The organism is Hypericibacter adhaerens, from assembly GCF_008728835.1.
Lineage (GTDB): Bacteria > Pseudomonadota > Alphaproteobacteria > Dongiales > Dongiaceae > Hypericibacter > Hypericibacter adhaerens.
This window is the reverse complement of the sequence record NZ_CP042582.1, coordinates 4,008,161-4,032,842: the sequence shown is the minus strand read 5'-3', so window position 1 is coordinate 4,032,842 and position 24,682 is coordinate 4,008,161. Positions and strand designations below refer to the sequence as shown.

At 67.0% G+C, this 24,682-nt stretch carries 22 protein-coding genes; 16 read left to right on the top strand and 6 right to left on the bottom strand.

The window, feature by feature from the left end; all coding sequences use genetic code 11:
• Nucleotides 1-123 precede the first annotated feature (123 nt).
• From FRZ61_RS17950 to FRZ61_RS17930, 5 genes are all read left to right on the top strand, one after another.
• The gene (locus FRZ61_RS17950; RefSeq protein WP_151119020.1) at nucleotides 124-750 is read left to right on the top strand and encodes a helix-turn-helix domain-containing protein; all 627 of its coding nucleotides are present in this window, start codon (nucleotides 124-126) and stop codon (nucleotides 748-750) included.
• Between the two features lie 51 nt (nucleotides 751-801).
• Complete coding sequence (locus FRZ61_RS17945; protein WP_151119019.1) at nucleotides 802-2,316, top strand: aldehyde dehydrogenase family protein; 1,515 nt, start codon at nucleotides 802-804, stop codon at nucleotides 2,314-2,316.
• A gap of 99 nt (nucleotides 2,317-2,415) precedes the next feature.
• Nucleotides 2,416-4,389 carry an oxidoreductase gene (locus FRZ61_RS17940; RefSeq protein WP_151119018.1) on the top strand — a complete coding sequence of 658 codons (1,974 nt, stop codon included), beginning with the start codon at nucleotides 2,416-2,418 and terminating at the stop codon, nucleotides 4,387-4,389.
• 37 nt (nucleotides 4,390-4,426) lie between these two features.
• Complete coding sequence (locus FRZ61_RS17935) at nucleotides 4,427-5,227, top strand: MBL fold metallo-hydrolase (RefSeq protein WP_225308875.1); 801 nt, start codon at nucleotides 4,427-4,429, stop codon at nucleotides 5,225-5,227.
• Nucleotides 5,228-5,358: 131 nt separating this feature from the next.
• Entirely contained in the window at nucleotides 5,359-5,904 is a 546-nt protein-coding gene (locus FRZ61_RS17930) for a hypothetical protein (RefSeq protein ID WP_151119017.1), read from the top strand.
• 16 nt (nucleotides 5,905-5,920) lie between these two features.
• Here the strand turns inward: FRZ61_RS17930 and FRZ61_RS17925 are convergent, their stop codons facing one another.
• Nucleotides 5,921-7,303 carry a YbaY family lipoprotein gene (locus FRZ61_RS17925; protein WP_151119016.1) on the bottom strand — a complete coding sequence of 461 codons (1,383 nt, stop codon included), beginning with the start codon at nucleotides 7,301-7,303 and terminating at the stop codon, nucleotides 5,921-5,923.
• A 183-nt stretch (nucleotides 7,304-7,486) separates the two neighbouring features.
• On the opposite strand from FRZ61_RS17925, the gene FRZ61_RS17920 reads away from it, so the two are divergent.
• The 4 genes from FRZ61_RS17920 (at nucleotide 7,487) to FRZ61_RS17905 (ending at nucleotide 10,211) form a co-directional block, all read left to right on the top strand.
• Complete coding sequence (locus FRZ61_RS17920) at nucleotides 7,487-7,963, top strand: GNAT family N-acetyltransferase (RefSeq protein WP_151119015.1); 477 nt, start codon at nucleotides 7,487-7,489, stop codon at nucleotides 7,961-7,963.
• 40 nt (nucleotides 7,964-8,003) lie between these two features.
• On the top strand, nucleotides 8,004-8,411 hold the full coding sequence (locus FRZ61_RS17915) for a GFA family protein (protein WP_151119014.1): 408 nt from the start codon (nucleotides 8,004-8,006) through the stop codon (nucleotides 8,409-8,411).
• Nucleotides 8,412-8,533: 122 nt separating this feature from the next.
• On the top strand, nucleotides 8,534-9,526 hold the full coding sequence (locus FRZ61_RS17910; protein WP_151119013.1) for an aldo/keto reductase: 993 nt from the start codon (nucleotides 8,534-8,536) through the stop codon (nucleotides 9,524-9,526).
• 112 nt (nucleotides 9,527-9,638) lie between these two features.
• A complete protein-coding gene (locus tag FRZ61_RS17905) occupies nucleotides 9,639-10,211 on the top strand; it encodes a TetR family transcriptional regulator (RefSeq protein ID WP_151119012.1) in 573 nt (190 codons plus the stop codon).
• A 74-nt stretch (nucleotides 10,212-10,285) separates the two neighbouring features.
• Here FRZ61_RS17905 and FRZ61_RS17900 read toward each other — a convergent pair whose 3' ends face one another.
• On the bottom strand, nucleotides 10,286-11,350 hold the full coding sequence (locus FRZ61_RS17900) for a PIN domain-containing protein (protein ID WP_225309270.1): 1,065 nt from the start codon (nucleotides 11,348-11,350) through the stop codon (nucleotides 10,286-10,288).
• Nucleotides 11,351-11,368: 18 nt separating this feature from the next.
• Between FRZ61_RS17900 and FRZ61_RS17895 the strand changes: the two genes are divergently transcribed.
• Entirely contained in the window at nucleotides 11,369-11,707 is a 339-nt protein-coding gene (locus FRZ61_RS17895) for a low molecular weight protein tyrosine phosphatase family protein (protein ID WP_151119010.1), read from the top strand.
• A 21-nt stretch (nucleotides 11,708-11,728) separates the two neighbouring features.
• On the opposite strand, the gene FRZ61_RS17890 is transcribed toward FRZ61_RS17895, so the two are convergent.
• The 4 genes from FRZ61_RS17890 to FRZ61_RS17875 all read right to left on the bottom strand — a co-directional run bounded on the left by FRZ61_RS17890 (nucleotide 11,729) and on the right by FRZ61_RS17875 (nucleotide 16,637).
• On the bottom strand, nucleotides 11,729-12,391 hold the full coding sequence (locus FRZ61_RS17890) for a flavin reductase family protein (protein ID WP_151119009.1): 663 nt from the start codon (nucleotides 12,389-12,391) through the stop codon (nucleotides 11,729-11,731).
• A gap of 120 nt (nucleotides 12,392-12,511) precedes the next feature.
• Nucleotides 12,512-13,816 (bottom strand): methyl-accepting chemotaxis protein, encoded by a 1,305-nt coding sequence (locus tag FRZ61_RS17885; RefSeq protein ID WP_225308874.1) that lies wholly within the window; start codon nucleotides 13,814-13,816, stop codon nucleotides 12,512-12,514.
• Nucleotides 13,791-14,375, bottom strand: a complete 585-nt coding sequence (locus FRZ61_RS17880; RefSeq protein ID WP_191909089.1) for a PAS domain-containing protein — start codon at nucleotides 14,373-14,375, stop codon at nucleotides 13,791-13,793. The genes FRZ61_RS17885 and FRZ61_RS17880 overlap by 26 nt, the downstream gene beginning before the upstream one ends.
• A 48-nt stretch (nucleotides 14,376-14,423) precedes the next feature.
• A complete protein-coding gene (locus tag FRZ61_RS17875; RefSeq protein WP_151119008.1) occupies nucleotides 14,424-16,637 on the bottom strand; it encodes a response regulator in 2,214 nt (737 codons plus the stop codon).
• Nucleotides 16,638-17,041: 404 nt separating this feature from the next.
• On the opposite strand from FRZ61_RS17875, the gene FRZ61_RS17870 reads away from it, so the two are divergent.
• The 6 genes from FRZ61_RS17870 to FRZ61_RS17845 all read left to right on the top strand — a co-directional run bounded on the left by FRZ61_RS17870 (nucleotide 17,042) and on the right by FRZ61_RS17845 (nucleotide 24,679).
• Entirely contained in the window at nucleotides 17,042-17,764 is a 723-nt protein-coding gene (locus tag FRZ61_RS17870; protein WP_151119007.1) for a Crp/Fnr family transcriptional regulator, read from the top strand.
• A 959-nt stretch (nucleotides 17,765-18,723) separates the two neighbouring features.
• Nucleotides 18,724-19,704: a 3-hydroxyacyl-CoA dehydrogenase gene (locus FRZ61_RS17865; protein WP_318526345.1), complete on the top strand. Its 981-nt coding sequence runs from the start codon at nucleotides 18,724-18,726 to the stop codon at nucleotides 19,702-19,704.
• The gene (locus FRZ61_RS17860; RefSeq protein ID WP_191909088.1) at nucleotides 19,701-21,227 is read left to right on the top strand and encodes a sugar ABC transporter ATP-binding protein; all 1,527 of its coding nucleotides are present in this window, start codon (nucleotides 19,701-19,703) and stop codon (nucleotides 21,225-21,227) included. The genes FRZ61_RS17865 and FRZ61_RS17860 overlap by 4 nt, the downstream gene beginning before the upstream one ends.
• A 9-nt stretch (nucleotides 21,228-21,236) precedes the next feature.
• Entirely contained in the window at nucleotides 21,237-22,241 is a 1,005-nt protein-coding gene (locus FRZ61_RS17855) for an ABC transporter permease (protein WP_151119005.1), read from the top strand.
• Nucleotides 22,238-23,287 (top strand): ABC transporter permease, encoded by a 1,050-nt coding sequence (locus tag FRZ61_RS17850; RefSeq protein ID WP_225308873.1) that lies wholly within the window; start codon nucleotides 22,238-22,240, stop codon nucleotides 23,285-23,287. The genes FRZ61_RS17855 and FRZ61_RS17850 overlap by 4 nt, the downstream gene beginning before the upstream one ends.
• A gap of 162 nt (nucleotides 23,288-23,449) precedes the next feature.
• A complete protein-coding gene (locus tag FRZ61_RS17845) occupies nucleotides 23,450-24,679 on the top strand; it encodes a sugar ABC transporter substrate-binding protein (RefSeq protein ID WP_151119004.1) in 1,230 nt (409 codons plus the stop codon).
• Nucleotides 24,680-24,682 lie beyond the last annotated feature (3 nt).

Here is a 24,682-nt window from a genome sequence, read left to right as displayed (position 1 = left end):
CCTGCCGCATGAGTCCAATTCCAGGCCAGTGAAAAATTTTTGATAATTTTCACTGAGGCCGCTAGCCTCGGGCCTGCCATGGCGGGGAGAGCCCAGAGAGCGGCCGCGAACACGAACCGGCGCATGATTCGCGCCGCCAAGCTGCTGCCCGGCGAGCCGAGCGCGAACGCCGGGGAGGGCGCCAGCGGCCAGCTCTCGCATCATCTGGGCCGCGAGGTGCGCAGCCTGCGCCATGCCCGCGACATGACGCTCGAGGAACTGGGTGAGAAGACCGGCCTGTCGGTCGGCTTCCTCAGCCAGATCGAGCGCGGCCTCTCCAACCCGTCGGTCATCGCGCTCCACGACATCGGCAAGGCGCTCGGCGTCAATATCAGCTGGTTCTTCGCCGAGAACGATTCCGGCCCCGACGAGGAGCGCGCCTTCATCGTGCGCGCCAACCGGCGGCGCGTGCTGCATTACAGCCACGGCATCACCGACAGCCTGCTGACGCCCTATCTCGACGGGCAGCTCGAGCTGCTGCTGAGCCGCTTCCCGCCCGGCGCCACCAGCGGCGAGGCGCCCTACACCCATATCGGCGAGGAGGCCGGCATCGTCATCGCGGGCCGGCTCGACCTCTGGATCGACGGCAAGCGCTTCCGGCTCTGGGAAGGCGACAGCTTCACCTTCAAGAGCACGCTGCCCCATCGCTACCGCAATCCCGGCGCCACCGAAACGGTGGTGATCTGGGCCATCACGCCGCCCAGCTACTGAGGGCGGAAGAACAACGACATCAAGAACGATATTTCAGGGAGGATGACCATCATGACCGCATTGGCCGAACTCGGACGCCTCAGCAACCGGCTCCTGATCGGGGGCGAGCAACGCGCGAGCAAGGCGTCGACCCAGTTCGACGTGATCGACCCCGCGACCGAGGATGTCGTCGGCAAGGTCGCGGATTCGACCGAGGCCGAGGTCGAGGAGGCGATCCGCATCGCCAACAAGGCGCAGAAGGCCTGGAACAAGACCAACGCGCTCACCCGCGCCGAGCTGCTGCACGAGGTCTCGCACCATCTGCGCGGGACGCGGCCCGTCATCGCCGAGATGCTGACCCGCGAGATGGGGAAGACCTACAAGGAATCCTTCGACGAATGCACCTGGGCCATGTCGGCGATCGACTACTACGCCGAGGTCGGCCGCGCCGAATGGGGCAAGGTGCTGGGGCCGGCCACCGACGGCCAGTTCCATTTCACGGTCAAGGATCCGCTGGGCGTCGTCGTCATCGTCCTGCCCTTCAACTATCCGCTCTGCCTGCTCTGCTGGGAGGCGGCGGCGGCGCTGGCTTCGGGCAATGCCGTCATCATCAAGCCCTCGGAGATGACCTCGCTGGTGACGATGAAGTTCCTCGAGGCCTTCACGGCGGTGCTGCCGCCGGGCGTGGTGCAGTGCGTGACGGGCGGCGGTCGCGTCGGCGGCCAGCTCGTGGCCAGCCCCGACACGCATATGATCGCTTTCACCGGCGGGATCGAGACCGGGCAGAAGGTGGCCCAGGCCTGTGCCGGCAGCTTCAAGCGCACCCTGATCGAGGCCTCGGGCAACGACCCCTTCCTGGTCATGCCCTCGGCACCCCTCGATATCGCCGCGCGCGGGGCCAGCTTCGGCGCCTTCATCAATTGCGGCCAGGTCTGCGCCGCGGCCGAGCGTTTCTATGTGCATGAGAAGATCCATGACGAGTTCGTCGAGCGCGTCGTCGCCGAGGCGAAGAAGGTCCGCATCGGCAACGGCCTCGACAAGGTCGATATGGGGCCGCTCGCCTCGCGCAAGGAACGCGACCGCTATGAGGGCATCCTGGCGCGTGCGGTGAAGGAAGGCGCCAAGGTCGCAACCGGCGGCGGCAGGCCCGCCGGCCTCAATCGCGGCTTCTTCGCCGAATGCACGGTCCTGACCGGCGTCACGCCCGACATGGAGATCATGAACCGCGAGAGCTTCGGGCCGGTGCTGCCGATCTGCAAAGTTGGCAGCTTTGATGAGGGGCTCGCGCTCGCCAACCGCTCGCGCTATGCGCTGGGGGCCTCGATCTACACCCGGGATCTCGAGGAGAGCATGCGCGCCGTCAACGAGCTCGAGGCCGGCATGGTCTGGGTCAATGCGCCGCTGCTCGACAACGATGCCGGCCCCTTCGGCGGGCGCAAGATGTCGGGCATGGGCCGCCAGCTCGGCGCCGAGGGCCTCGACACCTTCCGCCACACCAAGCTCGCCATGATCGATCCCGCCTGCTCGTCCCACGATTTCTGGTGGTTCCCCTACAAGGACAGCGAGATGTATCAGGGCAAGAGATAGACGCCTTCATCCAAGAGCCGTCATCGCCCGGTCGTCGCGGGCGGTGGCGGCTCGCTTCACGAGTTCCTGACCGGTCCCCGTTTCTCAGAGTGCATCGCCATGGCTGCAACGCCTTTCCGCCATCTCTTCACGCCGATCCAGGTCGGCCATGTCACCATCAAGAACCGGATCCTCTCGACCGGGCATGACACCAGCCTGCCGACCGACGGCACGGTCAACGAGAAGCTGGTCGCCTACCATAGGGCGCGGATCGAGGGCGGCTGCGGGCTGATCGTGATGCAGGTGGCGGGCGTGCATGAGAGCGCGCGCTACACCTCGCATATCCTGATGGCGACGACGGATGCCTGCATCCCGGGCTACCGCAAGGTGGCCGAGCTCGCCCATGCCCATGGCACGCGGGTGTTCGGCCAGATCTTCCATCCCGGCCGCGAGATCATGGAGAGCCAGGATGGCAGCCTGCCCGTGGCCTATGCACCGTCGGCCGTGCCCAACGAGCGCTTCCATGTCATGCCGCAGCCGCTCTCGCAGCGCATGATCGATGAGATCGTGGCGGGCTATGCCTCGGCCGCCGCGCGGCTCAAGCGGGCGGGCATCGATGGCTGCGAGATCGTGGCCAGCCACGGCTATCTGCCCTCGCAGTTCCTCAATCCGCGCCTCAACCGGCGCGAGGACAAATATGGCGGCAGCTTCGAGAACCGGCTGCGCTTCCTGCGCGAGGCGATCGCCGCGACCCGCGCCAAGGTCGGCCGCGATTTCGTGGTGGGCCTGCGCATCTCGGGCGAGGATATGGACCATAACGGCCAGACCGCACCGGAGGCGCTCGAGGCGCTGCTGGCGCTCGATGCCGACGGGCAGCTCGACTACTACAACGTGATCGCCGGTTCCTCGGCGAGCTTCGCCGGCGCCGTCCATATCGTGCCGCCGATGATCGTCGGGACCGGCTATGTGGCCCCCTTCGCGGCAACGGTGAAGGCGAAGGTGAGGAAGCCCGTCTTCGTCGCCGGCCGCATCAACCAGCCGCAGATCGCCGAGCAGATCCTGGCCTCGGGCCAGGCCGACATGTGCGGCATGACCCGCGCCCAGATCTGCGACCCGCAGATGGCGAACAAGGCGCAGGAAGGGCGGCTTGACGATATCCGCGCCTGCATCGGCTGCAACCAGGCCTGCATCGGCCATTTCCATCTGGGCTACGCGATCTCCTGCATCCAGCATCCGGAGACCGGCCGCGAGCTGCAATATGACAGCGCCCACCGCGCGCCGGCGGCGAAGAAGAGAAAGGTCATGGTGGTCGGCGGCGGGCCGGGCGGCATGAAGACGGCGGCGGTCGTGGCCGAGCGCGGCCATGACGTGACCCTCTACGAGGCGAGCGAGCGGCTGGGCGGCCAGGCGCTGCTGGCGCAGCTCCTGCCGGGCCGCGCCGAGTTCGGCGGCATCGTCACCAACCTGACGCGCGAGCTGGAGCGGGCCGGCGCCAAGGTCGTGAAGCGTACCCGCGTCGACCGCGCCCTGGTCGAGCGCGAGAAGCCCGACGTGGTGGTGATCGCCACCGGCGCCGAGCCCTATCAGCCCGAGATCGAGGGGGCCGCCGAGAGCGGCCATGTTGTCGATGCCTGGCAGGTGCTGAGGGGCGAGGTCAATGTCGGCTCCTCGGTCGTGGTGGCGGATTGGCGCTGCGACTGGATCGGCATGGGGATCGCAGAGAAGCTGGCGCGCGACGGCTGCAAGGTCCGGCTCTGCGTCGACGGACTGCATGCGGGCCAGCGCCTGCCGCTCTATGTGCGCGACAGCTGGAACGGCATCCTGCACAAGCTGGGCGTCGAGGTGACGAACTATGCCCGGCTCTATGGCGTCGACGGCGACACGGTCTATTTCCAGCATGCCACCAGCGCCGAGCCGATGCTGCTCGAAGGCATCGACACGGTGGTGACCTCGCTCGGCCATCGCCGGGTCGCCGATCTCGAGGCCGAGCTCGCTGGCTGGAACGGCGAGCTCCATCTGGTCGGCGATTGCGCCACGCCGCGCACGGCCGAGGAAGCGGTGCTGGACGGGCTGAAGGTCGGCACGGCAATCTGACCGGCGGACGGTCTCAACCGGGCGGGAAGGGTCGAACGTGGCTTTGCAGGTTGCCGATCACTGGTTCGAGCTGCGCCGGCTGGCCGACGGCGTCACCTTCCTGTGGGAGCCGCATGTGGCGCCGCTCCTGCGCTGCAACATCTGGCATGTGCGGGGCCGCGACCGGGATCTGATCATCGATACCGGCATGGGTATCTGCAGCCTGCGCACGTTCGCCAAGGACATCCTCGACAAGCCGGTCTCCGCCGTGGCGACGCATGCCCATATCGACCATATCGGTGGCCATCACGAGTTCGAGGATTGCATCGCCCATCGCCTCGAGGCCGAGGGCCTGCAGGCGCCCCGTGGCGATTACACGCTGGCCGATCCCGGCTTCGACCCCGCGGACATGGCCACGCTGCGGATCCCGTCGCTGCCCGATTACAAGATCGAGGGGGCGATGATCACGGCCCTGCCTTCCGCCGATTACGACATCCGCAGCTTCCGTATCCGGCCCGCCCGCCAGGTCCGCGCGGTGGAGGAGGGCGACGTGATCGACCTCGGCGACCGCGTGTTCGAGGTGCTGCATCTGCCGGGCCACTCGCCGGGCTCGATCGGGCTCCTCGAGCGCAAGACCGAGACGCTCTTCTCGGGCGATGCCGTCTATGACGGGCCGCTGTTCGACCAGCTGCATCATTCGAGCCGGTCCGACTATGTCCGCACCCTGCATCGCCTGCGGAACCTGCCGGTGAGGACCATCCATGCCGGCCACGATCCCAGCTTTGGCCGGGACCGGCTGATCGAGCTGATCGACGAGCAACTGGCGCGCTGGGGCGAGGCGGAACGAGCGGCCGGTTGATTTGCCGCCCAATCACCGGGGCATGAGCCGGCACCGGCTATCGCAGAACGCGTCGCTGGCCTAGGATCGCGGGCCTGGACGTGGCGCTTGCCCGACAGCGGGTCGCCCATTCGCCGATGACGGGGACCATCATGACAAAAGCCTGGTTCGCGCTGACCGCAGTGCTGGCGCTCGCCGCCTGCACCGCGTCCGAAGTCGCGAGCGACGCTACGCCGCCGGAGCTGACGCTGAGCGCGCTCAACCGCGCCGGCAATCCGACCTTCAGCAGCCGTGAAGGCGCGGATACGCCGGCGGATGCCTGCGCGCATTTCGCCATCGCCCCGGCTCACTTCGCGCTCAGCGTGAGCGATGCCGGCGGCGTCGGCCGGGTCACGGTGCGCGCGGCCTTCGGCCGGATCGATCCGGCCTCGGTCATCGTCGCGCCCGGCGCGCCGGAATCGAGCCTCTCGGTCGCCAGCACCAGCTCGGGCAACGAGATCGATGTCGGCCTGTCGCCGCCGGGGCCGGGGCTGGTCCGCACGGGCGTGCTGCTCACCTTCGACGTGGTGGCGCCCAGCGGCCCGCCGGTGGGCGTGATCGCCTCGGCGGCCGATACGCATGGCAACCTGGGCGGTCTCTATCAGGTCGACGTCCGCCAGCCCGGCGACAGCGTGCGTTGCCGCGGCGACCGTAACTGAGGCGACGGAGCCTCCCTTAAGGCAGCGCCACCGCCTCGAATTGCGCCAGTATCTCGCCGTATTCGTTGGTGAGCATCAGGTGCTCGCCTTCGATCCACCAGCGCCGGATCTGGTCGAGAGTCTTCAGGAAGGCGTCCTCCGTGTCCATGCCCTTGAGGCAGGCCATCTTGGTCGCCGCCACCTGGCTGAAGCGCAGCGTGTCGTTCTCGAGCACATAGCTCCCGATCATGCGGTTGCAGCCGGCATAGCCGGCGAGCTTGTGGTCCTGGGCTTGCAGCACGAGGTAGGGCTCGCGCTGCCCCGCCGCCAGCAGCACCGGTCGGCTGTTGAGACGGGTCAGCTTCCAATAGCTGTTCTCGAGCGGCGCGCTGGCGAAACGCTGGCCGCAGGTCTCGCCCGGCCAGATCTGATTGAACCGCAGGATCGTGATGACCGGCAGATCGCCCTCGCTGCCGGCGGGCGCCGTCAGCGAGATTCGTCCTTCGAACTCGGCCTTGAGCGGCTGCCCCGGCTCGTGAGGCGCCTGGCTATAGGCGCGCTCCAGCGCGGCATTGTCGTCGTTCTGCAGCACGGCGAGCTTCATGCCGGTGCTGCATTCGACGAGAATCCCGGCATCGGCGCTATAGCTGTACATGCCGGCCAGAGGCAGCGCCGGATCGAGCGCCGCCAGCTTGTCGTCGCGCGTCAGGTCGTAGTTGAGCTTGGACTCGATCGTCTTGCCGGTGCGGTCCAGCATCCGCAGGCGCCCCGGCCCGACCAGCGAGAACTGCGTCGGCTCGCCTTTCGACGGCGTCAGCATCACCCGGCCGCCCTCGGGCGGGACCGACCAGCTTCCGATCTGGTCATAAACGGTGTTCCGGCCCTCATAGGTCATGCGCGAGAAGAAGATCTGGTCGGGCAGGAGGTCGACCTGGTAGCGGATGCCGCTGCAATTGGCGCAGGGGATCTCGCCGACGAAGCGCGCCGGCAGGGGGCCGATGTTCGGATCGGTGCCGGCGCTGCCGGCCGCCACGCCGCCCGCGGCGCGCACCAGCAGCAGCTTCGCCTGGCTCTTGTTCCCCATCGTCAGGACGGGATAGTTGGTGTCGGTGACGAACAGGGTATCGGAACCCGAGAGAATCCGGACGCGCACCGTGTATTTGTGGTTGGTGACGATATCCCTGGGGTTATAGGGAATCGCGAAATCGATCGGTGGGTTGCCCGGATTCTCGATCCGCGTCTGGCCCAGGATCACCGCCGGCGCATCGGCCTTCGAGACATCCTCGAGCGTCGCCTCGAACACGGCACCCGGCAGCAGCGCCATTCGTTCGCGATAGGAGGCCGATCCCATCACCACCGCCTGGTGCGTGGCGCAGCCCGCGAGCAGCAGGACCAGGCAGAGGACGGAAAGTCGCTTCATGGCGGGCTGCCTTTCGCTCGGTGGAAGACGGGCCGGACAGTCTTATGGCAGGATCGAGAGCTCTTGGGCGCGGGGCCAGTATGGGCGGTTTCGCCGTCCTGGCAACTGGGTTTGACGCGCTCGGCGGGAAGAGCGAACGGCTCTTCATCGGTCGCCACGGAACTGCAATGCGGGGTTGTCGCCATGTCGCTGATCATCCGCCCGGCCCGGCCGACCGATCGCGCCGCCCTGCTGGGCATGCTGCAGGAATTCTCGGACTATCTTCAGGCGATCGATCCCGAGCCGTCGCCGGGCGACGAGTGGGCGGGGCTGGCGGAGAAGGAACGCTGCGTCGCACTTTCGTTCGAGGCGGAGCCCGTGGTCAGCACCCTGATCGCCGAACGCGAAGGCAGGCCGGTCGGCTATCTGGCCTGGCATATGGGTGTGTTCGAGATCTACAAGGCGCTCTATGTGGCGGGTCTCTTCGTCTCCGAGGCGGCGCGCGGGCAGGGCGTCGGCCATGCCTTGATGAAGGAAGCGGGAAATCTGGCGACCGCCCGCGGCGCCAGCCACGTGACCTGGGTGGTCTGGCGGAAGAATCCGGCCGCGATCAGATTCTATCAGCAGCTCGGCGCCGAGTTTTACGACCACAATGTGCAGATGATCTGGTCCGTGAAATGATCCGCCGGGGCAATGCCGGGAGCGCGAGGGAGAAACGAGCATGACGAGAACGGCATCCTGCTCCTGCGGCCAGCTCTCGATCACGGTGCAGGGCGAGCCCGCCCAGGTCCTGGTCTGCCACTGCTTCGAATGCCAGAAGCAGTCGGGTGGTCCCTTCCTGAGCTGGAGCTATTGGCCCAAATCCGCGGTGGTCGCCACGGCGGGCAAGATTTCGCGCTACCGGCGCATCGCGGATTCCGGCCGTGCCGTGGACAATTACTTCTGTCCCGAATGCGGCAGCACGGTCTATGGCGATTCGCCGGACATTCCGGACGAAGTCTCGATCTGCGTCGGCAGCTTCGCCGATCCCGGCTTCCCGCCGCCGAGGGGCGCGGTGTGGGCGCGCGACCGACATGGCTGGCTGTCCTGGCCGGCGGACCTGCCGGAACACCAGACCCAGCCGGACTGAAACGCGCGTCCTTCGCTTAATTCTCCGCAAGAATGCGCATCGCCGCCGTCGTCGCCTTGACAGGGAGTTACAAATTACGTAATTTGTAACTCATCACGTCTCCCTCGAAAGGATCCTTCGCGATGCGCACGCGTCTCCTGGGCCGCAGCGGCCCCGCGGTTTCCATGGTCGGTCTCGGCTGCATGGGCATGTCGGATTTCTACGGGCCCGCCGACCGGGCCGAGAGCCTCGCCACCATCCACGCCGCCGCCGAGGCGGGCATCACGCTGCTGGATACCGGCGATTTCTACGGCATGGGCCATAACGAGATGCTGGTGGCGGAAGCGATCAAGGGAAAGCGCGACAAGTTCTTCATCCAGGTGAAGTTCGGCGCCCAGCGCGCGCCCGACAACAGCTTCATCGGCTATGACGCACGGCCGAACGCGGTCAAGACCTGGCTCGCCTACAGCCTGAAGCGGCTCGGCACCGACCATATCGATCTCTATATGCCCGCGCGTCTCGATCCGGTCGTGCCGATCGAGGAGACGGTGGGCGCCATCGCCGAGATGGTGAAGGCCGGCTATGTGCGCCATATCGGCCTTTCGGAGGTGGGGGCCGCCACCATCCGCAAGGCCCATGCCACCCATCCGATCGCGGGGCTGCAGATCGAATATTCGCTGGCCTCGCGCGGCATCGAGGCGGAAATCCTGCCCACGCTGCGCGAGCTCGGCATCAGCGTGACGGCCTATGGCGTGCTGTCGCGCGGTCTCCTCTCCGGCAGCAAGCCGACGGGGGCCAAGGATTTCCGGGCCATGAGCCCTCGTTTCCAGGGCGAGAACCTCGTCCGCAACCAGGCGCTGGTCGACGCCCTGGCCAAGGTGGCGCAGCGCCTGCGCATCACGCCGGCGCAGCTCGCGATCGCCTGGGTGCTGCATCAGGGCAGCGACATCATCCCGCTGATCGGCGCCCGCAAGCGCACGCAGCTCGAGGAATCGCTGAAGGCGCTCGAGATCCGGCTCGACCCGGCCGACCTCGCCCAGATCGAGGCGGCGATGCCCAAGGGTGCGGTGGCCGGCGACCGCTATCCGGCTCATGGCATGCAGTCGCTCGACAGCGAGCGCAAGAGCGCCGGATGAGGCGGCGTTCCCTCCCGAATATTGCTATCCTCTCCCCCGCCACGTGGGGGAGAGGGTCGGGGTGAGGGGACGCTTGTCCAGAACGGCGATGTCTGCGGACGACGCCCGTCCCATGCGCGAGCGCATCCTCGATGCGGCGGAGGCGCAGCTGCGCCGGCATGGGCCGGCCAAGACCACGGTCAGCGACGTGGCCCGCGCGCTCGGCATGAGCCACGCCAATGTCTATCGCCATTTCGACAGCAAGGCCGCGCTGCAGGATGCGGTGGCCGAGCGCTGGCTCTCGAAAGTCTCGGATCCCCTCGAAGCCTTCGTGACCCGGAAAGGCCCGGCCGCGCGGCGGCTCGAGGGCTGGGTCCAGGCGCTGGCCGAGGCCAAGCGCCGCAAGGTGCTGGAGGATCCCGAGCTGTTCGCGGCCTATCACGCGGTCGCGGAAGCGGCGCGCGAGGTGGTCGCCGGGCATCTGGCCACGCTGCTGCGCCAGGTCGCGGCGATCATCGCCGACGGCATCCGCGAGGGCGAGTTCAAGGTCAAGGATCCGGCCGAGGCCGCGCGCGCCGTGCTCAGCGCCACGATCCGCTTCCACCACCCGCACATGGTCCGCGCCGCCGCCGGCACGGAGGTCGAGGCCGACATCAAGGCCGTGATGAAGCTGGTGATCGCGGGGCTCAAGGCCGGAGCCCTGTGATACTCGCACAAACTCCGCAAACAACTGCCTGCAGCGCAATGTTGTTCCGCCCCCCAATGGATGAACGCTTCAGTCTAGCTAGACGGCTCTGGGCCTTTTTCATCGTGGGTCGCAGGAGGTTCATTTTGGGAGGGCCATAGGCCCCGAAGTAGTTCTAATAGTCCTTCCGAAGCAGAATTAGCATTATCAGCCTTCGCTTCATCCATGCTTTTCGCAGGAGCTTTGAGCAGGCCTATTAATGCATCTAACACCTCCTCGGTTTTAGCGCCTTCGGGGCTCGCCGCCTTGCTCAATAGTTTCTCTTCTTCAATTTTCTCAGCTGGCGTTACTTCGACCTTAAAATGCTTAAGAGCATCCGATAGTTTCGTGTAAAGTAATATCTTCCGCTTCTGACTTACCCTGTCGCCAAATTCTTGACGCAGGTGATCGTTTATATACGGCGTATTGTCTATTACTAAGCCGTAATCGGAATCCCGAGTTACAATCACGAGTTCCGCAGTTCGCTCGATTGCGCAATGAATCATCCACTCCCAGTTTATAGCGTCGCCCATTGAGGTGTCGTCCTTCTTTCGTGGTGGGCAGCCATGAAGGAAGCGCCGTAGAGCAAGGGTACGAATTGAACGACGTATCGGATTTTCCCTCGTCAGCACTAGGTCGCTCTGGCGGTGGAATATCCTTTGACATGCTTGATAGACCGGATCGTACGCTGCGGGATCTTTCAGCGCTTTTCCTAGCTTCTGTTTGAGTTTTTTGACATTAGCCTCAGCGGTTTTCAGGCTCTTGCTTAAGGATTTGACCGCTTGAGCGTCTGAAAAAATACCTGGGCGAGAAATATTAACCGGCGGCTTAAGTTCCTGCATTCCATCTACAATAGCTCGCTGCCGATTCTTCTTAAACTCCATCTCAAGCTGATGAGTGACGATTATCCGATCAGCGATTGCCTCAAGATGCTTCAGTAGCGCCAGACCGGCATCGGATCTTGCACGATAGAAATCGAGCCAGATGTTTGTGTCCACGAATAGCAATTTCTCGATTGCCATGGCGGCACCCAAAAGGGAGAAGAACATTTTCTTTAAGATACCCGTAAATGATGTATTAGGCAAATTAGTGCGCTGAAGTGGGGTTCTCGGAAAGCGCACGGCCAAGGCCGGAGCCCTGTGACGCGGCTGCTCTTCGTCTGCGGCCGCAATCGCTGGCGCAGCCCGACCGCCGAGGCCGTCTTCGCCCGCTATGAGGGGATCGAGACGCAGTCGGCCGGGGTCGGCAAGGATGCCGAGACACCGGTCTCGGCCGAGGCGATCGAATGGGCCGATCTCATCCTGGTCATGGAACCGGGCCACAAGGAGAAGCTCACCCGGGATTTCGGCGCGCTTCTGCGGTCGAAGCGCGTGGTCGTGCTGGGCATTCCCGACGAGTACCGTTTCATGCAGCCCGAGCTGATTGCCCTGCTGGAAGAGCGGGTGGGGCGGATCCTGGGCCTGCCTGACGCTCGTTAGGACACGGACCGTGCCTGGCCCTCATACCTTCCGCGGCATCCCCTCGAGCCCGGCCAGCTCCAGTTCATTGGCCGCCGGAATCCGCATCTCGAACACCTCGTCGACGACGGTGTAGTCGTAATAGCCCAGCCGCGCGATCGGGCGGATGCGCTTGATGTCGATCTTGCCGTCGGCGCCGATCACCTCGTCGCGGATATGGATGCGCTCCACCCGCGCGAACACCACGTCGACTGTCCCCTCCGGGCTGTTGCCGGCGAAGCGCTGGGTGCTGAGATAGCGGCACTCGAAATGGATCGGCGATTCCGCCACGCGCGGGCAGGGCGCGTCGATGCATGAAATTTTGGTCACGCCCGCGAGATCGAACTCGTCGATCTCGGCCGCGACCGCCCGGGCGCTGGCATTGACCGCCTCGCGCAGCGCATAGGTCGCCATGTTCCAGGCGAACCAGCCGGTCTCCTCGGCATTGATCACCGTGTCCTTGCGCCGCCCGTCCGGATACTGGTTGGCGGCGAACATCACCATCGGCGGATCGAAGGTCAGGTTCTGCCACTGGCTGTAAGGCGCCAGGTTGGCGACCCCCGTCCGGCTGACGCTGGAAAGCCAGCCGATCGGCCGCGGCACCGTGCAGCTCTTGAAGGGGTTGAACTTGAGGCCGTGCGATTCCGAGTTCGGGGCAAAATGCATGGGCGGGGTTCCTGGCGATCGGTCGAATTCCGGCCGCCGATCCCGCGGGGCATCGTGATCCCGCAGGGGCGGCCGTCCGGCTTACACTATCCAATGGGACCGGCCGGCCGCCAGAGCCCGTCATGCCGCGCGGTTCATCGCCTCCAGGAAGGCCCGCATCACGCTGTTGAGGGATTCCGCCTGCTTCGAGAGCGCCGAGGCGGCGCTCAGGACCTGGGTCGCCGCGGTGCCGGTCTCGCTGGCGACCGCGGTGACCTCCTGGACGTTGCGGGTCACGTCGGTGGTGCCGGCCGAGGCCTGCGACACGCTGGACGCGATCTCCCGGGTGGCCGCACTCTGCTCCTCGATCGCGGCGGCGATGGCCGAGGCGATCTCGTTCACCTCGCGCACCGTCTTGCCGATGCCGTTGACACCGGCGACCGCGGCGTCGGTGGCGCTGCGGATCGAGGCCACCTGGGCGGTGATGTCCTCGGTCGCGTGCGCCGTCTGGCTGGCGAGCTGCTTCACCTCCTGCGCCACGACGGCGAAGCCCTTGCCGGCATCGCCGGCCCGCGCCGCCTCGATCGTCGCGTTCAGCGCCAGCAGGTTGGTCTGGCTCGCGATCTCGGTGATGAGCACCACCACCTCGCCGATCTTCTGCGCGGCCGTGGCGAGGCTCTCCACCCGCGCGTTGGTCTCCTCGGTCTCGCGGACGGCGGTCAGCGTGATCTGGTTGGAGCGCGCCACCTGCTGGCCGATCTCCTGGATCGAGCCGGTCAGTTCCTCGGCCGCCGAAGCGACGGTGCCGACGCTGGCGGCCGCCTGATCGGCGCCGGCGGCCACGGCGTCGGCGCGCTTGCAGGTGCTGTCGGCGGCCCCCTGCATCGAGCGCGCGGTCGTCTCGAGCTGGGTCGCCGCGGCCGAGACCGTCCCGACGACGTCCCTGATCTTGTCGGCGACCCGGCGGGATTCCGCGACCTTCGTGGCCATCGCGTCGGTGGCCTTGTTGATGCGCTGGCTGCTCGCCAGGAAGCTGCCGACCATCCCGGTCTCGGCGATGCGCCGGTAATAGACGTTGCGGGCGACGTGATCCATCGAGGCCGCGGATTCGCGCAGATAGGCGTCGGCCCGGTCGATCAGCTCGTTGATCGCCCAGAGCAGTTCGCCCATCTCGCCGGCCTCGCGGATATCCGTGACCCGGGCCTCGAAATTGCCGTCGGCCACGGCCTTGCAGACCTGAAGCCCGCGCGCGACGGCGCCGCCGCCCGCCGAGATCGTCCGGCCGCCGAGGCCCAGGAAGCCGATGCCCGCGAGCGCCACCAGGGCACCGGGGCCAGCGACCTCCGCGGACAGGCCGGCCCGGACCCCCATCCAGCCGATGCCGAGAACGGCCGCGGCGGCGGCGAGCGCCGCCGCGGCCTTAAAGACCGAAGATGAACTCGTCATAGCTGATCTCCTTTTCCTTCAGGATGGCGTGAAGCTTGTCCCAGGATTGCTGGAGCCCGCTCTTGCGGTCGGGATCGCGATCCTCGATCGCCTTGAGCGCGCGATAGAGCGGGATGATGGTCTCGTCGAGGATCCGGCGTTCCGGCACGCGCCGGTTGGAGTGGTAGCCGATGATCTCGCCCGAGCTCAGGATCGTCGGCGTCACGTGGGCATGCACCCAGTAGTAGTCGCCGGTCTTCGTCATGTTCTTGACGTAGGCGAAGATCTCCTTGCCCGATTGCAGCCGCTCCCAAAGCAGCTTGAAGACGCAGCGAGGCATGTCGGGATGCCGGATCATGCTGTGCGGTTGCCCGAGCAGCTCGGATTCGTCGTAGTCGGAGATCGCCATGAAGACCCGGTTCACATAGATCATGTGGCCCTTGAGGTCGGTCTTGCTGACGATGATCTCGTTCTTGTCGAAATGGCGTTCGGTTGCGGTGGGTTGCACGACCCGCGCCAGCTTGCGGGCAGGGGGTGCGCGGCGCGCGCTCGTTCGATCGGTGGAAGCCAGGCCCAGCATGATCTTCCTCTTTCTCTTTATCGTTGGTTCTTCGGTCCCGGCACGGGCTTATCCGGCCGTGCCGTTCAGCAAGCCCAGGAACTCGACGACGGCCGCTTCCGCGTCCGCGCCGCCTTGCGGTTCTGTCTCTCTCGCGGCCGAAGATGCCGGCGGGGCCGGCGCGGGACCGGCTTCCCGGCCCGCGCAGCGCGCGACCTCGAGCATCAGCAGGCTGACGTCGATCGGCTTGGACACGTAGCCGTTCATGCCCGCCTGCTGGCACTGGATCCGGTCTTCCGCCATCGTATTGGCGGTCATGGCGATGATGGGGATCCGGCTGGTCTCGGCCGGCAGGGCGCGGATCCGCCGCGTCGCCTCCAGCCCGTCCATCTCCGGCATCTGGATGTCCATCAGCACCAGGTCGTAATGGCGCTGGCAGACGGCATGGACCGCCTCGATGCCGTTGCCGGCGACGTCGACCCGGTGTCCCGCCTTGGTCAGGAGAATGGTGGCCAGCTTCTGGTTCACCTTGTTGTCGTCGGCGAGCAGGATGCGCAGGCTCTCCGACGGTGCGCCCCAGCTCGCCGGCAGGTCCAGGATGCGGTCGGGCAGCTCGGCGCCCATCAGGCCCGCCAGCCGGAGCGCGATCTTGTCGCCATGGAGGGGTTTCGGCACCGTGGCATCGAAACCGAGCTGGCGGGCGGCGGTGTCGCCGCCGACCGTGCCGGTGGACGAGCAGAGGACCAGCCGGGTGGCGGAGAGCGCCGGCTCGGCCTGGACCATCCGGGCAAAGGCCGGCCCATCGATGTCGGGCATCATGTGATCCACCATGGCGATGGCGAAGGGCCTCCCTGCTTCCGCCGCGCGGCGCAGGGCCGCGAGCCCTTCGCCCGCGCCCAGCGCCGTCTCGACCGTCATGTCGAGCGAGCGGAGCTGGAGGCCGACGACCCGAAGATTCATTTCGTGATCGTCGACGAGGAGAACGCTCTTGCCGGCGAGGGCCGCCTTGGCGATCGCCAGCCTCGAGGCGCGCTGGCTGACCGAGCTGCCGCGCCCCAGCGGCACCTTGAACCAGAAGCAGCTCCCCTTGCCCGGCTCGCTTTCGACGCCGATCTCGCCGCCCATCAGCGTCACCAGCTGTTTCGAGATGGCGAGGCCGAGGCCTGTGCCGCCATGAAGCCGCGTGGTGGCCGCATCGCCCTGGGAGAAGCGCTGGAAGAGCTTCTGCTGGATGGAAAGGGGGATGCCGATGCCGGTGTCGGTGATCCGGCAGAGCATCACGACCGAGTGGCCCGAGACCCGCTCCAGCCGCAGCTCGAGCGCCACGCCGCCGCTCCTGGTGAACTTGATCGCGTTGCCGACGAGGTTGAGCATGATCTGGCGCAGACGGCCCGGGTCGCCGGACAGGACCGGCGGCAGGTCGGGGTGGACGCAGGAGACGAGATCGATCCGCTTGGCATGGGCGCGGGGCGCCAGCAGCTCGATGACGCTTTCGACCAGCGGCGAGGGCTCGAAATCCGCGACCTCGAGCTCCAGGCGCCCGGCTTCGATCTTCGAGAAATCGAGGATGTCGTTGATCAGGTCGAGCAGGATCTCGCCGGAATCGCGGATGGTCGCGGCGAAATGGCGCTGCTCCTCGTTGAGCAGCGTGTCGAGCAGCAGGCCCGCCATGCCGAGGACGCCGTTCAAGGGCGTGCGGACCTCGTGGCTCACGGTGGCGAGAAACTCGGACTTGGCCCGGCTGGCCGATTCGGCGGCCACCTTCGCGACCCGCAGCTCGGCCTTCTCGGCCTCGCGCATGGCGATGACCGCCTCGTGATAGACGCTCAGCGCCAGATCCATATCCAGGAACACGGCGCGGTTGATCGCCTGGATGGCGGCGGTCAGCTTCGCGGGCTCGGCGCTGTAATGCTCCGCGGCCAGGGAGATCAGGCGGTTGAGCATGAAGCAGTAGCCGCCGATGTACCAGCCGGGCTCCAGGTTGTGCCGATGGTGGGCCTGGCCGATCCGCTGCGTCCTCGCCACATAGCGTTCGTCGAACCTCGCGCCGAACAGGCTCAGCCAGTGCGCCGCCTGGGCGGTCTGCACGCGTGCGCGAGCGGCCTCGTCGCCGAACATGCCGTCGAGCTCGGCGACCCCGCCGATATGTCCGTAGAACTCGGCCATGATGGCGCCGATGCGGGCGGCGACGACGGGCTGGAGTTCCCGAAGCGCCTCGGCGCTCGCCGGGTCCAGCCCGAGGAAGGCAAGCTTCCCGTCGATATCGAATACGGTACCGGCCATGAAACCTCTCGCGCTCGCGTCAGGGTCGGCCTGCGGTCCCGCTGCTCCGGGGCGGGCGCTGCCGATGCGATCTCGTCTGTCAAGGTCACTATTGTCGCAGCCGCGAAACGACGTTGATGGCGGGCGAGTAAAAGACTCGCTAAAACAGAGACAATACTTGAAGCATTATCGAACAATCCCCACATACCCCCGACGCATATCTATGTATGCAACCCATGTAGCGCGAAATGCGCGAACGGGGCGAGTAATCGATTGTGCGGTGTGTGGATGTTGTCGCCTTGCAATTTCGATGAGTTTGTTCCTAACCTCCCCCGCGCCATCGCCGGGCGCATGAGGATCGATCGGGCGCCGGCCTATCGCGGCGCAAACGCAGAAGCGGCATAGCGAAGCAATCGGGATTATCTGTGGGCAGATATATTGAACCCGGTGCGGGTGGCCGACCCGTCTGCACCGACTGCAAGGCCCGTCCCTTCGCCGCCTATGGCGGGCTGGCCTCCAGCGATGCCCACGCGATCGAATTGATCCGGCGGGATGTCAGGCAGATCAAGGCCAAGCGCATCATCCATCGCGAGCGCGAGACGCTCGATGCCGTCTATACCTTACGCGAGGGCTGGGCCTTTCGTTTCCGGCTTCTGGCGGATGGGCGCCGGCAGATCCTCTCCTTCCTGCTGCCCGGCAGCCCGATCGGCTTGCCCTTGTATCTCGATGCGCGCACCAACTTCTCGGTTCAGGCCCTGACCGACGTCACGCTGTGCGTGTTCGGCCGTGCCGAACTGGCCGCGTTCTTCGGCTCCGTCGCCAACGGGCCGGCATCGCTCGAAAGCTGCTATGCGAACCTCTGCCGCGCGTCCGACGAGCGCCTGGTGGATCTGGGACGGAGGAACGCGCGCGAGCGGATCGCCAGCCTCATCCTCGGGCTGCACGCGCGGATGCAGTTGCAGGGCCAGGCGGTCGAGGGCGCCTTCCATTTCCCGCTGCGGCGCCAGCATATCGCCGACGCGCTGGGCCTGACGCCGGTGCATGTCGGGCGCGTGCTGGGGCAGTTGGTTGCGGACAAGCTCATCGCGCTCGACCGCGACACGCTGACGGTGCTCGACGAACGAAGCCTCGCGGATCTGGCCCGCTAGGGCACGGGATTTCCCTGGCTTTGCCCGCCAGCGCCTCACGAACCTTTCTCGCCGGCTTCTCCAGCTTGTAGAGCCCCGCCAGGAAATGCCCGCCGGCATCGAGCCGGCCGTGATGCAGGATCGTGGTCTCGGCGTAGTGCGCGGTAAGCAGCAGCTCGAGCCCCGGGCGTTTTGCCTGGGCGAGCTCGGCGAGCTGCCGGCCGTCCGGCGAGAGCGGCGGACTGCGGTTGCCGACCCTCGGCCCTCGATCGCTTCTGCCTTGGCAGATCTGGCATGCCCGCCGGTTGGCGTTCCCCGGCTGGCAGGCGCCGACGGTAGATGAATCTCATGCAATCACGGCGGTTTCCGCCACCGGGGTCGGGGCCTCGTGAGGCCGGCGGCGGCTGACGGAGCACAGGAAGGGGTCGGGTCTGTCCCGGCCTTTCACGGGCACCGGGCTGTGGAATTCGCGCCGCAACGGGCCCGCCTCTTCGGTCCCGGCGCACGGATTCCTCCGACGCGATCTCGCCGCCGCGGCTGGAATGGCATCGTGCTTCGCTGCGATGCGATATCGGCGATCGATCTGCTTTCCGCCGGAAAATTGCCTTCGGATTGTGCGTCGCAAAATGCATGCGCCCCAGGGCTTGCAAGCGTATGCACAGCGCTTTTGCAATCGTATGCACAAAATTCTTGCAAACGTATGCAACGCGGCTACCATCGCGCCCGTCTCCACGGCCGATGTTCCGGCGAGGTTCGCACGCAGGCGAGCGACGGACCCATCCAACCCGGCCTCGATGCCGCTGAAGACACGAACCCGCGAGAACGCGGGTCGCAATGACAGGGGGCGGAACAACGCCTCGCGCGTCCGCACCAGCGGGCGCGCCGGCCGGGAGAGAGTGACGATGATCATGGATTCGATGCGCCGGATTCGTCCCGGCGCCGCATCGCCGACCGCCGCCGCCTTTGCCGCGTAGCCGCTCGTGATCTCCGGTCACATTGCGATTGTCGGCTGCGGTCTCGTCGGCAGGGCCTGGGCCATCGTCTTTGCCCGGGCCGGCCGCGAGGTGCGCCTGTTCGATGCGGCGCCCGGCGCCGCCGAAGCGGCGCGCCGGCAGATCGAGCGCGATCTGGCGAGCCTGGCGCAGCAGGGCCTGATCGACCGTCCCGAGCCCATCCTCGCGCGCATCGCCATCGCCGCGACTCTCGCGCAGGCGCTCGACGGCGCGGCTTACGCCCAGGAAAATGTGTTCGAGCGGCTCGACATCAAGAAGGCGGTCTTCGCGGAGATCGACCGCGTCATCGGGTCCGGGACGATCGTCGGCAGCTCCTCTTCGGGCATCCCGGCCTCGGCCTTCACCGAAGGCCTGCGCTCGCAGGCGCGCTATCTCGTCGCCCATCCCGTCAATCCGCCGTACCTCATTCCGGTCGTCGAGCTGGTGCCGGCACCCTGGACCGCGCCCGAGACCGTCGCGGAGATCCGCGCGCTGATGGAGGCGGTCGGCCAGGTCCCGGTCGAGATGAGCCGCGAGATCGAGGGTTTCATCCTCAACCGGCTGCAGGCCGTGCTGCTGATGGAAGCCTGGCGCCTGGTCGAGGAGGGCTATGCCTCCGCAGAGGATGTCGACCGGACCGTCTCCCATGGCCTCGGCATGCGCTGGGCCTTCATGGGGCCGTTCGAGACCATCGACCTGAACGCGCCGGGCGGCGTTGCCGACTATGCCCGGCGGCTGGGACCGCTCTACCAGCGCATCGCCGCCTCGCGGGCCCAGCACAAGGTCTGGGACGAGCCCTTGATCGCCAAGGTCGAAGCGCAGCGCCGCGCGAAGCTGCCGGCCGACCGCCTCGCCGAGCGCGGGGAATGGCGCGACCGCCGCCTGATGGCCCTCGCCATCCACAAGCGGGAGGCCGAGCGGGAAGACGAAGCGCGCGCGGCGCGCGACGGTGGAAAGGCGGCACCATGACCGACGCCGCGACACCGCCGGTGCTCGATGTCCGCAACGCCACGAAGGCTTACGGCGCGACCGTCGCGCTGGCCGGCGTCTCGCTCTCCGTCGCCCGCGGCGAGGCGCACGCCCTGCTCGGCGAGAACGGCGCCGGCAAATCGACGCTGGTCAAGATCCTCAGCGGCGTGGTCGAGCCCGATCAGGGCAGCGTGACCCTCGGCGGCGAGCCGTTCCGCCCGCGCAGCCTGACCATGGCCCGCGCGCTCGGCGTCTCGACCGCGTTCCAGGAACTGAGCCTGCTGCCGAACCTCACGGTCGCCACCAACCTGATGCTGCCTTCGCCGCCGCGCAACGCGCTGGGCCTGGTGTCGGCACGCCGCTCCATCGCCCGGGCGAAGGAGATATTGGGCGCCTATGGCGCCTCGGATATCGCGCCGACCGCCCTCGTCGGCAATCTCTCGCTCGCCGAGAAGCAGCGGGTCGAGATCGTGCGCGCGATCAGCCGCCGGCCGAGGCTCCTCATCCTCGACGAGCCCACCGCGGCGCTGGCCGAGCCCGAATGGCTCTTCACCCTGATCGACCGGCTCAGGGCCGAAGGCTGCGCCATCCTCTATATCTCGCATCGCCTCTCGGAGGTGCGGCGGCTCTGCCAGCAGGGCACGATCCTGCGCAACGGCCGCAGCATCGAGACGGTCGACCTGAAGGCCACGCGCGATGCCGACATCTTCCGGATGATGGTCGGCGCCTCGCCCGAGGGGGCGGCGGCGCGCGAGGCCGGACCCAAGAAGCAGAAAGGCGCCGTGGCGCTCCATGTCGAGGGGCTGGTCTGCCGCAATGTCCGCGGCGTCAGCTTCGATCTCCACGAGGGCGAGGTGCTGGGCGTGGCGGCGCTCGAAGGGCAGGGCCAGCGCGATCTGTTCCGCGCGCTGGTCGGCATCGAGCGGATCGATGCCGGCAAGATGGCGGTGCGCGGCGAGGTCGTGAAGCTCCATTCGCCGGCCGAGGCGCTGCGCAGCGGCTCGGGCATCGCCTTCGTGCCCGAGGAACGCAAGACCGAGGGCGTGTTCCTCGGCATGAGCACGGGCGCCAACATCTCGCTCTCGGTCATCGACCGGCTGCGCCATCTGGGCCTGATCGATCGCGGCCGCGAGCGCGACCGGATCCGTGCCCAAGCCCAGGCGGTCGACCTGCCCGAGCGCTATCTCGACGCGCGCCTGTCGGTCCTCTCGGGCGGCAACCAGCAGAAGGCCCTGATCGGCCGGGTTCTGCTCTCCGGGGCCCGCATCCTGGCGATGTTCGATCCGACGCGCGGCGTCGATGTCGGCACCAAGCAGGTGATCTATGGCGCCATCCGGCGCTTCGTCGATCAGGGCGGCTCGGTCCTGATCTATTCGACCGAGATCCCCGAGCTGGTGAGCCTCTGCGACCGCTGCCTCGTCGTCTATCGCGGCGCCGTGATCGGCGTGCTGGATCGCGCCCAGTTCTCCGAGCAGGCCCTGGTCGCGCTCGCCACCGGACATGCCGCCGAGGCGGCGGAGTAGGGAGACGCCATGACCGCGACGATCATGACCCCGCCCAAGGCCGCGCCCTCGTCGCTCGGCGGCACGATCCGCCAGGGCCTCGGCAACGGCACCCTGATCGTGACCGCGATCTACGCGGTCCTCTTCATCGCCTATGCGATCGCCCAGCCCGATGCCGCTTCGCTCTCGCAGATCACCGAGCAGCTCAACAACGCGCTGCCGCTGGCGCTGGCCGCGGCGGGCGGCACCTTCGTGGTGCTGACGCGGGGCTTCGACCTCTCGGTCGCCGGCGTGGTGTCGATCGCCAATGTCGTGATGGCGACCCAGGTGGGCGACGGCCCCTGGGGCGCGCTCTACGGCCTGGCGCTGGTGGTCGCGATCGGCATCGCGGTCGGCGCCGTCAATGGCTGGCTCACCGCCTATGTCGGCCTGCAGTCGATCGCCTCGACCCTCGGCACCATGATCATCTCCTCCGGCATCGCGCTCGTCATCCTCGACGCGCCGGGCGGCACGGTGCCCGATTTCGTCTCCTACGATCTCCTGGACATGCTCTGGGACACCATCCCGATCACCGGCCTGATCGCCGCCGTCATCATCGCGATCTGGCTCGTGATCCGGCGCACCGGCTTCGGTATCGCCATCTACGCCGTGGGCGCGGACGAGACCGCCGCCATGCTGGGCGGCATCGATGTCCGCCGCACCAAGTTCTTCGCCTATTGCGCGGCGGGCGCCTTCTACGGGCTTGCCGGCTACATGCTGAGCGCCCAGACGGCGACCGGCAATCCTAATGCCGGCACGCCGCTGCTGCTCCAGGTCTTCGCCGCGATCGCGATCGGCGGCACCTCCTTCCGCGGCGGCCGGGGCGGCCTGGTCGGCTCGATGGTGGGGGCGGCGACCCTGATGCTGCTGCAGAAGGTGCTGTTCGCCGCCGGCGTGTCCTCCTTCTATACCGGGCTGTTCCAGGGCGTGATCATGATCGTCGCCGTGCTGATCGCGGCCCTCTCGGCGCGCTTCGCGCAGATGGGACGGCGATGACCGTGTTCAATCTCAAGAAACCGATCGAGCCGGCGACGGCCATGGCCGAGGCGCGCTCGGAGGAGCGCTCCCGCTTCCGCGCGCCCAGCAGCGAGACCTGGACCACGATCGCGGTCTTCGTCCTCAGCATCGTCCTGATCCTGGCCTCGCGCGTCATCAGCCCCGCCTTCGGCGGCTGGAACATGGCGCAGGCCATCCTGGTGCTCTCCTCCTTCGTGATGATCGCGGGCTTCGGCCAGGGGCTGGTGATCCTGCTGGGCGGGCTCGACCTGTCGGTGGCCTCGGTCATGACCTTCGGCGGCGTGCTGACCTTCAGCTGGATCGGCGCCTCGGGGCCGGCGCTGCTCTGGGGCATCCCGGCGATCCTGCTGGTGACGGCCTTCATCGGCCTCGTCAACGGCGTCGGCATCACCTTCCTGCGGGTGCCGCCCTTCATCATGACGCTCGCCGTGGGCATCATCGTCTACAGCCTCTGCCTCGGCTTCACCCAGGGCACGCCCCGCGGCCAGGCCTCGCCGATCCTCTCGGCCCTCTATACCGGCCGGCTGCTCGGCATCCCCATCGTGATCTATTTCATGCTGCTGGCGGCGATCGCAGGCCAGCTGCTGCAGTCGCGCACGCCCTTCGGCCGCAAGCTCTATGCCATCGGCACCAGCGATGCCGCGGCCTATATCGCCGGCATCGGCGTCCGCCGCCTCACGATCGCGACCTACGCGCTGGCCGGCGCTTGCAGCGGCCTCGCCGGCATCATGATGGTGGGCTATGCGGGCGGCGCCACCTTGACCATGGGCCAGCCCTATCTCCTGCCCTCGATCGCGGCGGTCGTCGTCGGCGGCACCTCGATCCTGGGCGGTCGCGGCACCTATCTGGGCACGGTCGGCGGCGCCATCCTGCTCACCACCATCTCCACCATCATCGGCGCGCTGCAGATGGCCGAGGGCTGGCGCACCGTCATCTACGGCGCCGTCATCCTGGTCGCCCTTCTGCTGATGCGCGAGAAGCTGCTGGCCTCGCTCGAGCGCCGCGTGCCGCGCAAGGCCGGGTGAGGCGCGATGAGCCCGATGAACCGATTTGAACTGCTTTCGATCCCTTCGAGCCGGCGCAATGACCGGCCTCGAAGCGCTCCGGCAAGCCGGGCCGGACAGACCACGAGCATCCGGCGGAAGAAAACGCGAGCAAACCAGCGAGACAACGGAGGGAATAGTCTCATGACGTGGAAGAAAAGAATTATCGGCGGCTTGGCTGGCCTGGTCGCGGCCGGCTTCGTCTTCGCCGGCGCGGTCGATCATGCGCAGGCGGAGACGAAGAAGTTCAAGATCTACTTGAGCCTCAGCTATAGCGGCAATTCCTGGCAGAGCGAGGCGGCGAACATCGTGAAGGCGCTGGCCGCCACTCCGCCCTACGACCAGATGGTCGAGCTCAAGGAAGTGATCTCGGGCACCGAGGTGTCGGCGCAGATCTCGGCCTATGAGAGCATGATCGCCGACGGCGCCGACGGGATCATCAGCTTCCCGGTGTCGCCCACGGGCCTCAACCGCACCATCCACAAGGGCTGCGAGAAGGGCGTGCTGTTCTTCATGTATGACGGCACCGTCACCGAGCCTTGCGCCTACAATGTGAGCTACATCACGGCCGGCTTCGGCGAGAACACTGCCCAGGCGCTGGTCAACATGCTGGGCGGCAAGGGCAACATCTTCCTCAGCCGCGGCGTGCCCGGGAACTCGGTCGACAAGCGCCACTATGACGGCGCCATGGCCATCTTCAAGAAATACCCCGGCATCAAGGTGGTCGACGAGTATTACGGCATGTGGGACGACCAGACCACGCAGTCGGAGACGGCCAAGGCCTTGGCCGCCCATCCCGACGTCGACGGCATCTGGGCCCAGGCCGGCGAGGACGGCGTCATCAAGGCGCTGCTCGCCACCGGCAACAAGAAGCTGATCCCGGTCACCGGCGAGAACTCCAACGGCTTCCGCCTGGCGATCTCCAACCCCGAGCTGCAGGCACGCGGCCTGCAGGGCACCTCCTCCGGCTCGCCGCCGGCGACCTCGGGCTATGCCTTCAAGCTGATGATGGAGCTGCTGACCAAGAAGCGGACGCTCGATGTCCATAACATCCAGTATCCGCTGCCCTGGGTCCCGGCCGACAAGGTCAATCCCTGCCCGGGCGACAAGTTCGAGAACGGCTGCAATGCCTTCCCGGAGGGCAAGGTTCCGGATTCCTTCGTGACCGAGGTGTTCGAGCCCAACCTGCTGCCCGAGCTCTCGCTCGAGACGGCCCTCAAGGGCGAGCCCACCCCCGGCGCCACGATCCAGCCGCTCCCGGCGACCGTCGAGGCGGCGCCCAACGAGCCGGGCATCAACTGCCAGAAGTGCGATCCGCCGGCCAATCTCTATCACCTGACCAAGATCGAGCCGACGGTGCAGGCGACGAATTGATAC

Excerpts from the sequence above, each read along its gene's own strand:
- FRZ61_RS17930 (WP_151119017.1), top strand. The coding sequence starts at position 5,359 with ATGACAAAAGCCTGGTTCGCGCTGACCGCAGTGCTGGCGCTCGCCGCC.
- FRZ61_RS17915 (WP_151119014.1), top strand. The coding sequence starts at position 8,004 with ATGACGAGAACGGCATCCTGCTCCTGCGGCCAGCTCTCGATCACGGTG.
- FRZ61_RS17860 (WP_191909088.1), top strand. The coding sequence starts at position 19,701 with ATGACCGACGCCGCGACACCGCCGGTGCTCGATGTCCGCAACGCCACG.
- FRZ61_RS17875 (WP_151119008.1), bottom strand. The coding sequence starts at position 16,637 with ATGGCCGGTACCGTATTCGATATCGACGGGAAGCTTGCCTTCCTCGGG.
- FRZ61_RS17925 (WP_151119016.1), bottom strand. The coding sequence starts at position 7,303 with ATGAAGCGACTTTCCGTCCTCTGCCTGGTCCTGCTGCTCGCGGGCTGC.
- FRZ61_RS17920 (WP_151119015.1), top strand. The coding sequence starts at position 7,487 with ATGTCGCTGATCATCCGCCCGGCCCGGCCGACCGATCGCGCCGCCCTG.
- FRZ61_RS17885 (WP_225308874.1), bottom strand. The coding sequence starts at position 13,816 with ATGACGAGTTCATCTTCGGTCTTTAAGGCCGCGGCGGCGCTCGCCGCC.
- FRZ61_RS17845 (WP_151119004.1), top strand. The coding sequence starts at position 23,450 with ATGACGTGGAAGAAAAGAATTATCGGCGGCTTGGCTGGCCTGGTCGCG.
- FRZ61_RS17950 (WP_151119020.1), top strand. The coding sequence starts at position 124 with ATGATTCGCGCCGCCAAGCTGCTGCCCGGCGAGCCGAGCGCGAACGCC.
- FRZ61_RS17910 (WP_151119013.1), top strand. The coding sequence starts at position 8,534 with ATGCGCACGCGTCTCCTGGGCCGCAGCGGCCCCGCGGTTTCCATGGTC.
- FRZ61_RS17905 (WP_151119012.1), top strand. The coding sequence starts at position 9,639 with ATGCGCGAGCGCATCCTCGATGCGGCGGAGGCGCAGCTGCGCCGGCAT.
- FRZ61_RS17880 (WP_191909089.1), bottom strand. The coding sequence starts at position 14,375 with ATGCTGGGCCTGGCTTCCACCGATCGAACGAGCGCGCGCCGCGCACCC.
- FRZ61_RS17945 (WP_151119019.1), top strand. The coding sequence starts at position 802 with ATGACCGCATTGGCCGAACTCGGACGCCTCAGCAACCGGCTCCTGATC.
- FRZ61_RS17855 (WP_151119005.1), top strand. The coding sequence starts at position 21,237 with ATGACCGCGACGATCATGACCCCGCCCAAGGCCGCGCCCTCGTCGCTC.
- FRZ61_RS17940 (WP_151119018.1), top strand. The coding sequence starts at position 2,416 with ATGGCTGCAACGCCTTTCCGCCATCTCTTCACGCCGATCCAGGTCGGC.
- FRZ61_RS17850 (WP_225308873.1), top strand. The coding sequence starts at position 22,238 with ATGACCGTGTTCAATCTCAAGAAACCGATCGAGCCGGCGACGGCCATG.
- FRZ61_RS17890 (WP_151119009.1), bottom strand. The coding sequence starts at position 12,391 with ATGCATTTTGCCCCGAACTCGGAATCGCACGGCCTCAAGTTCAACCCC.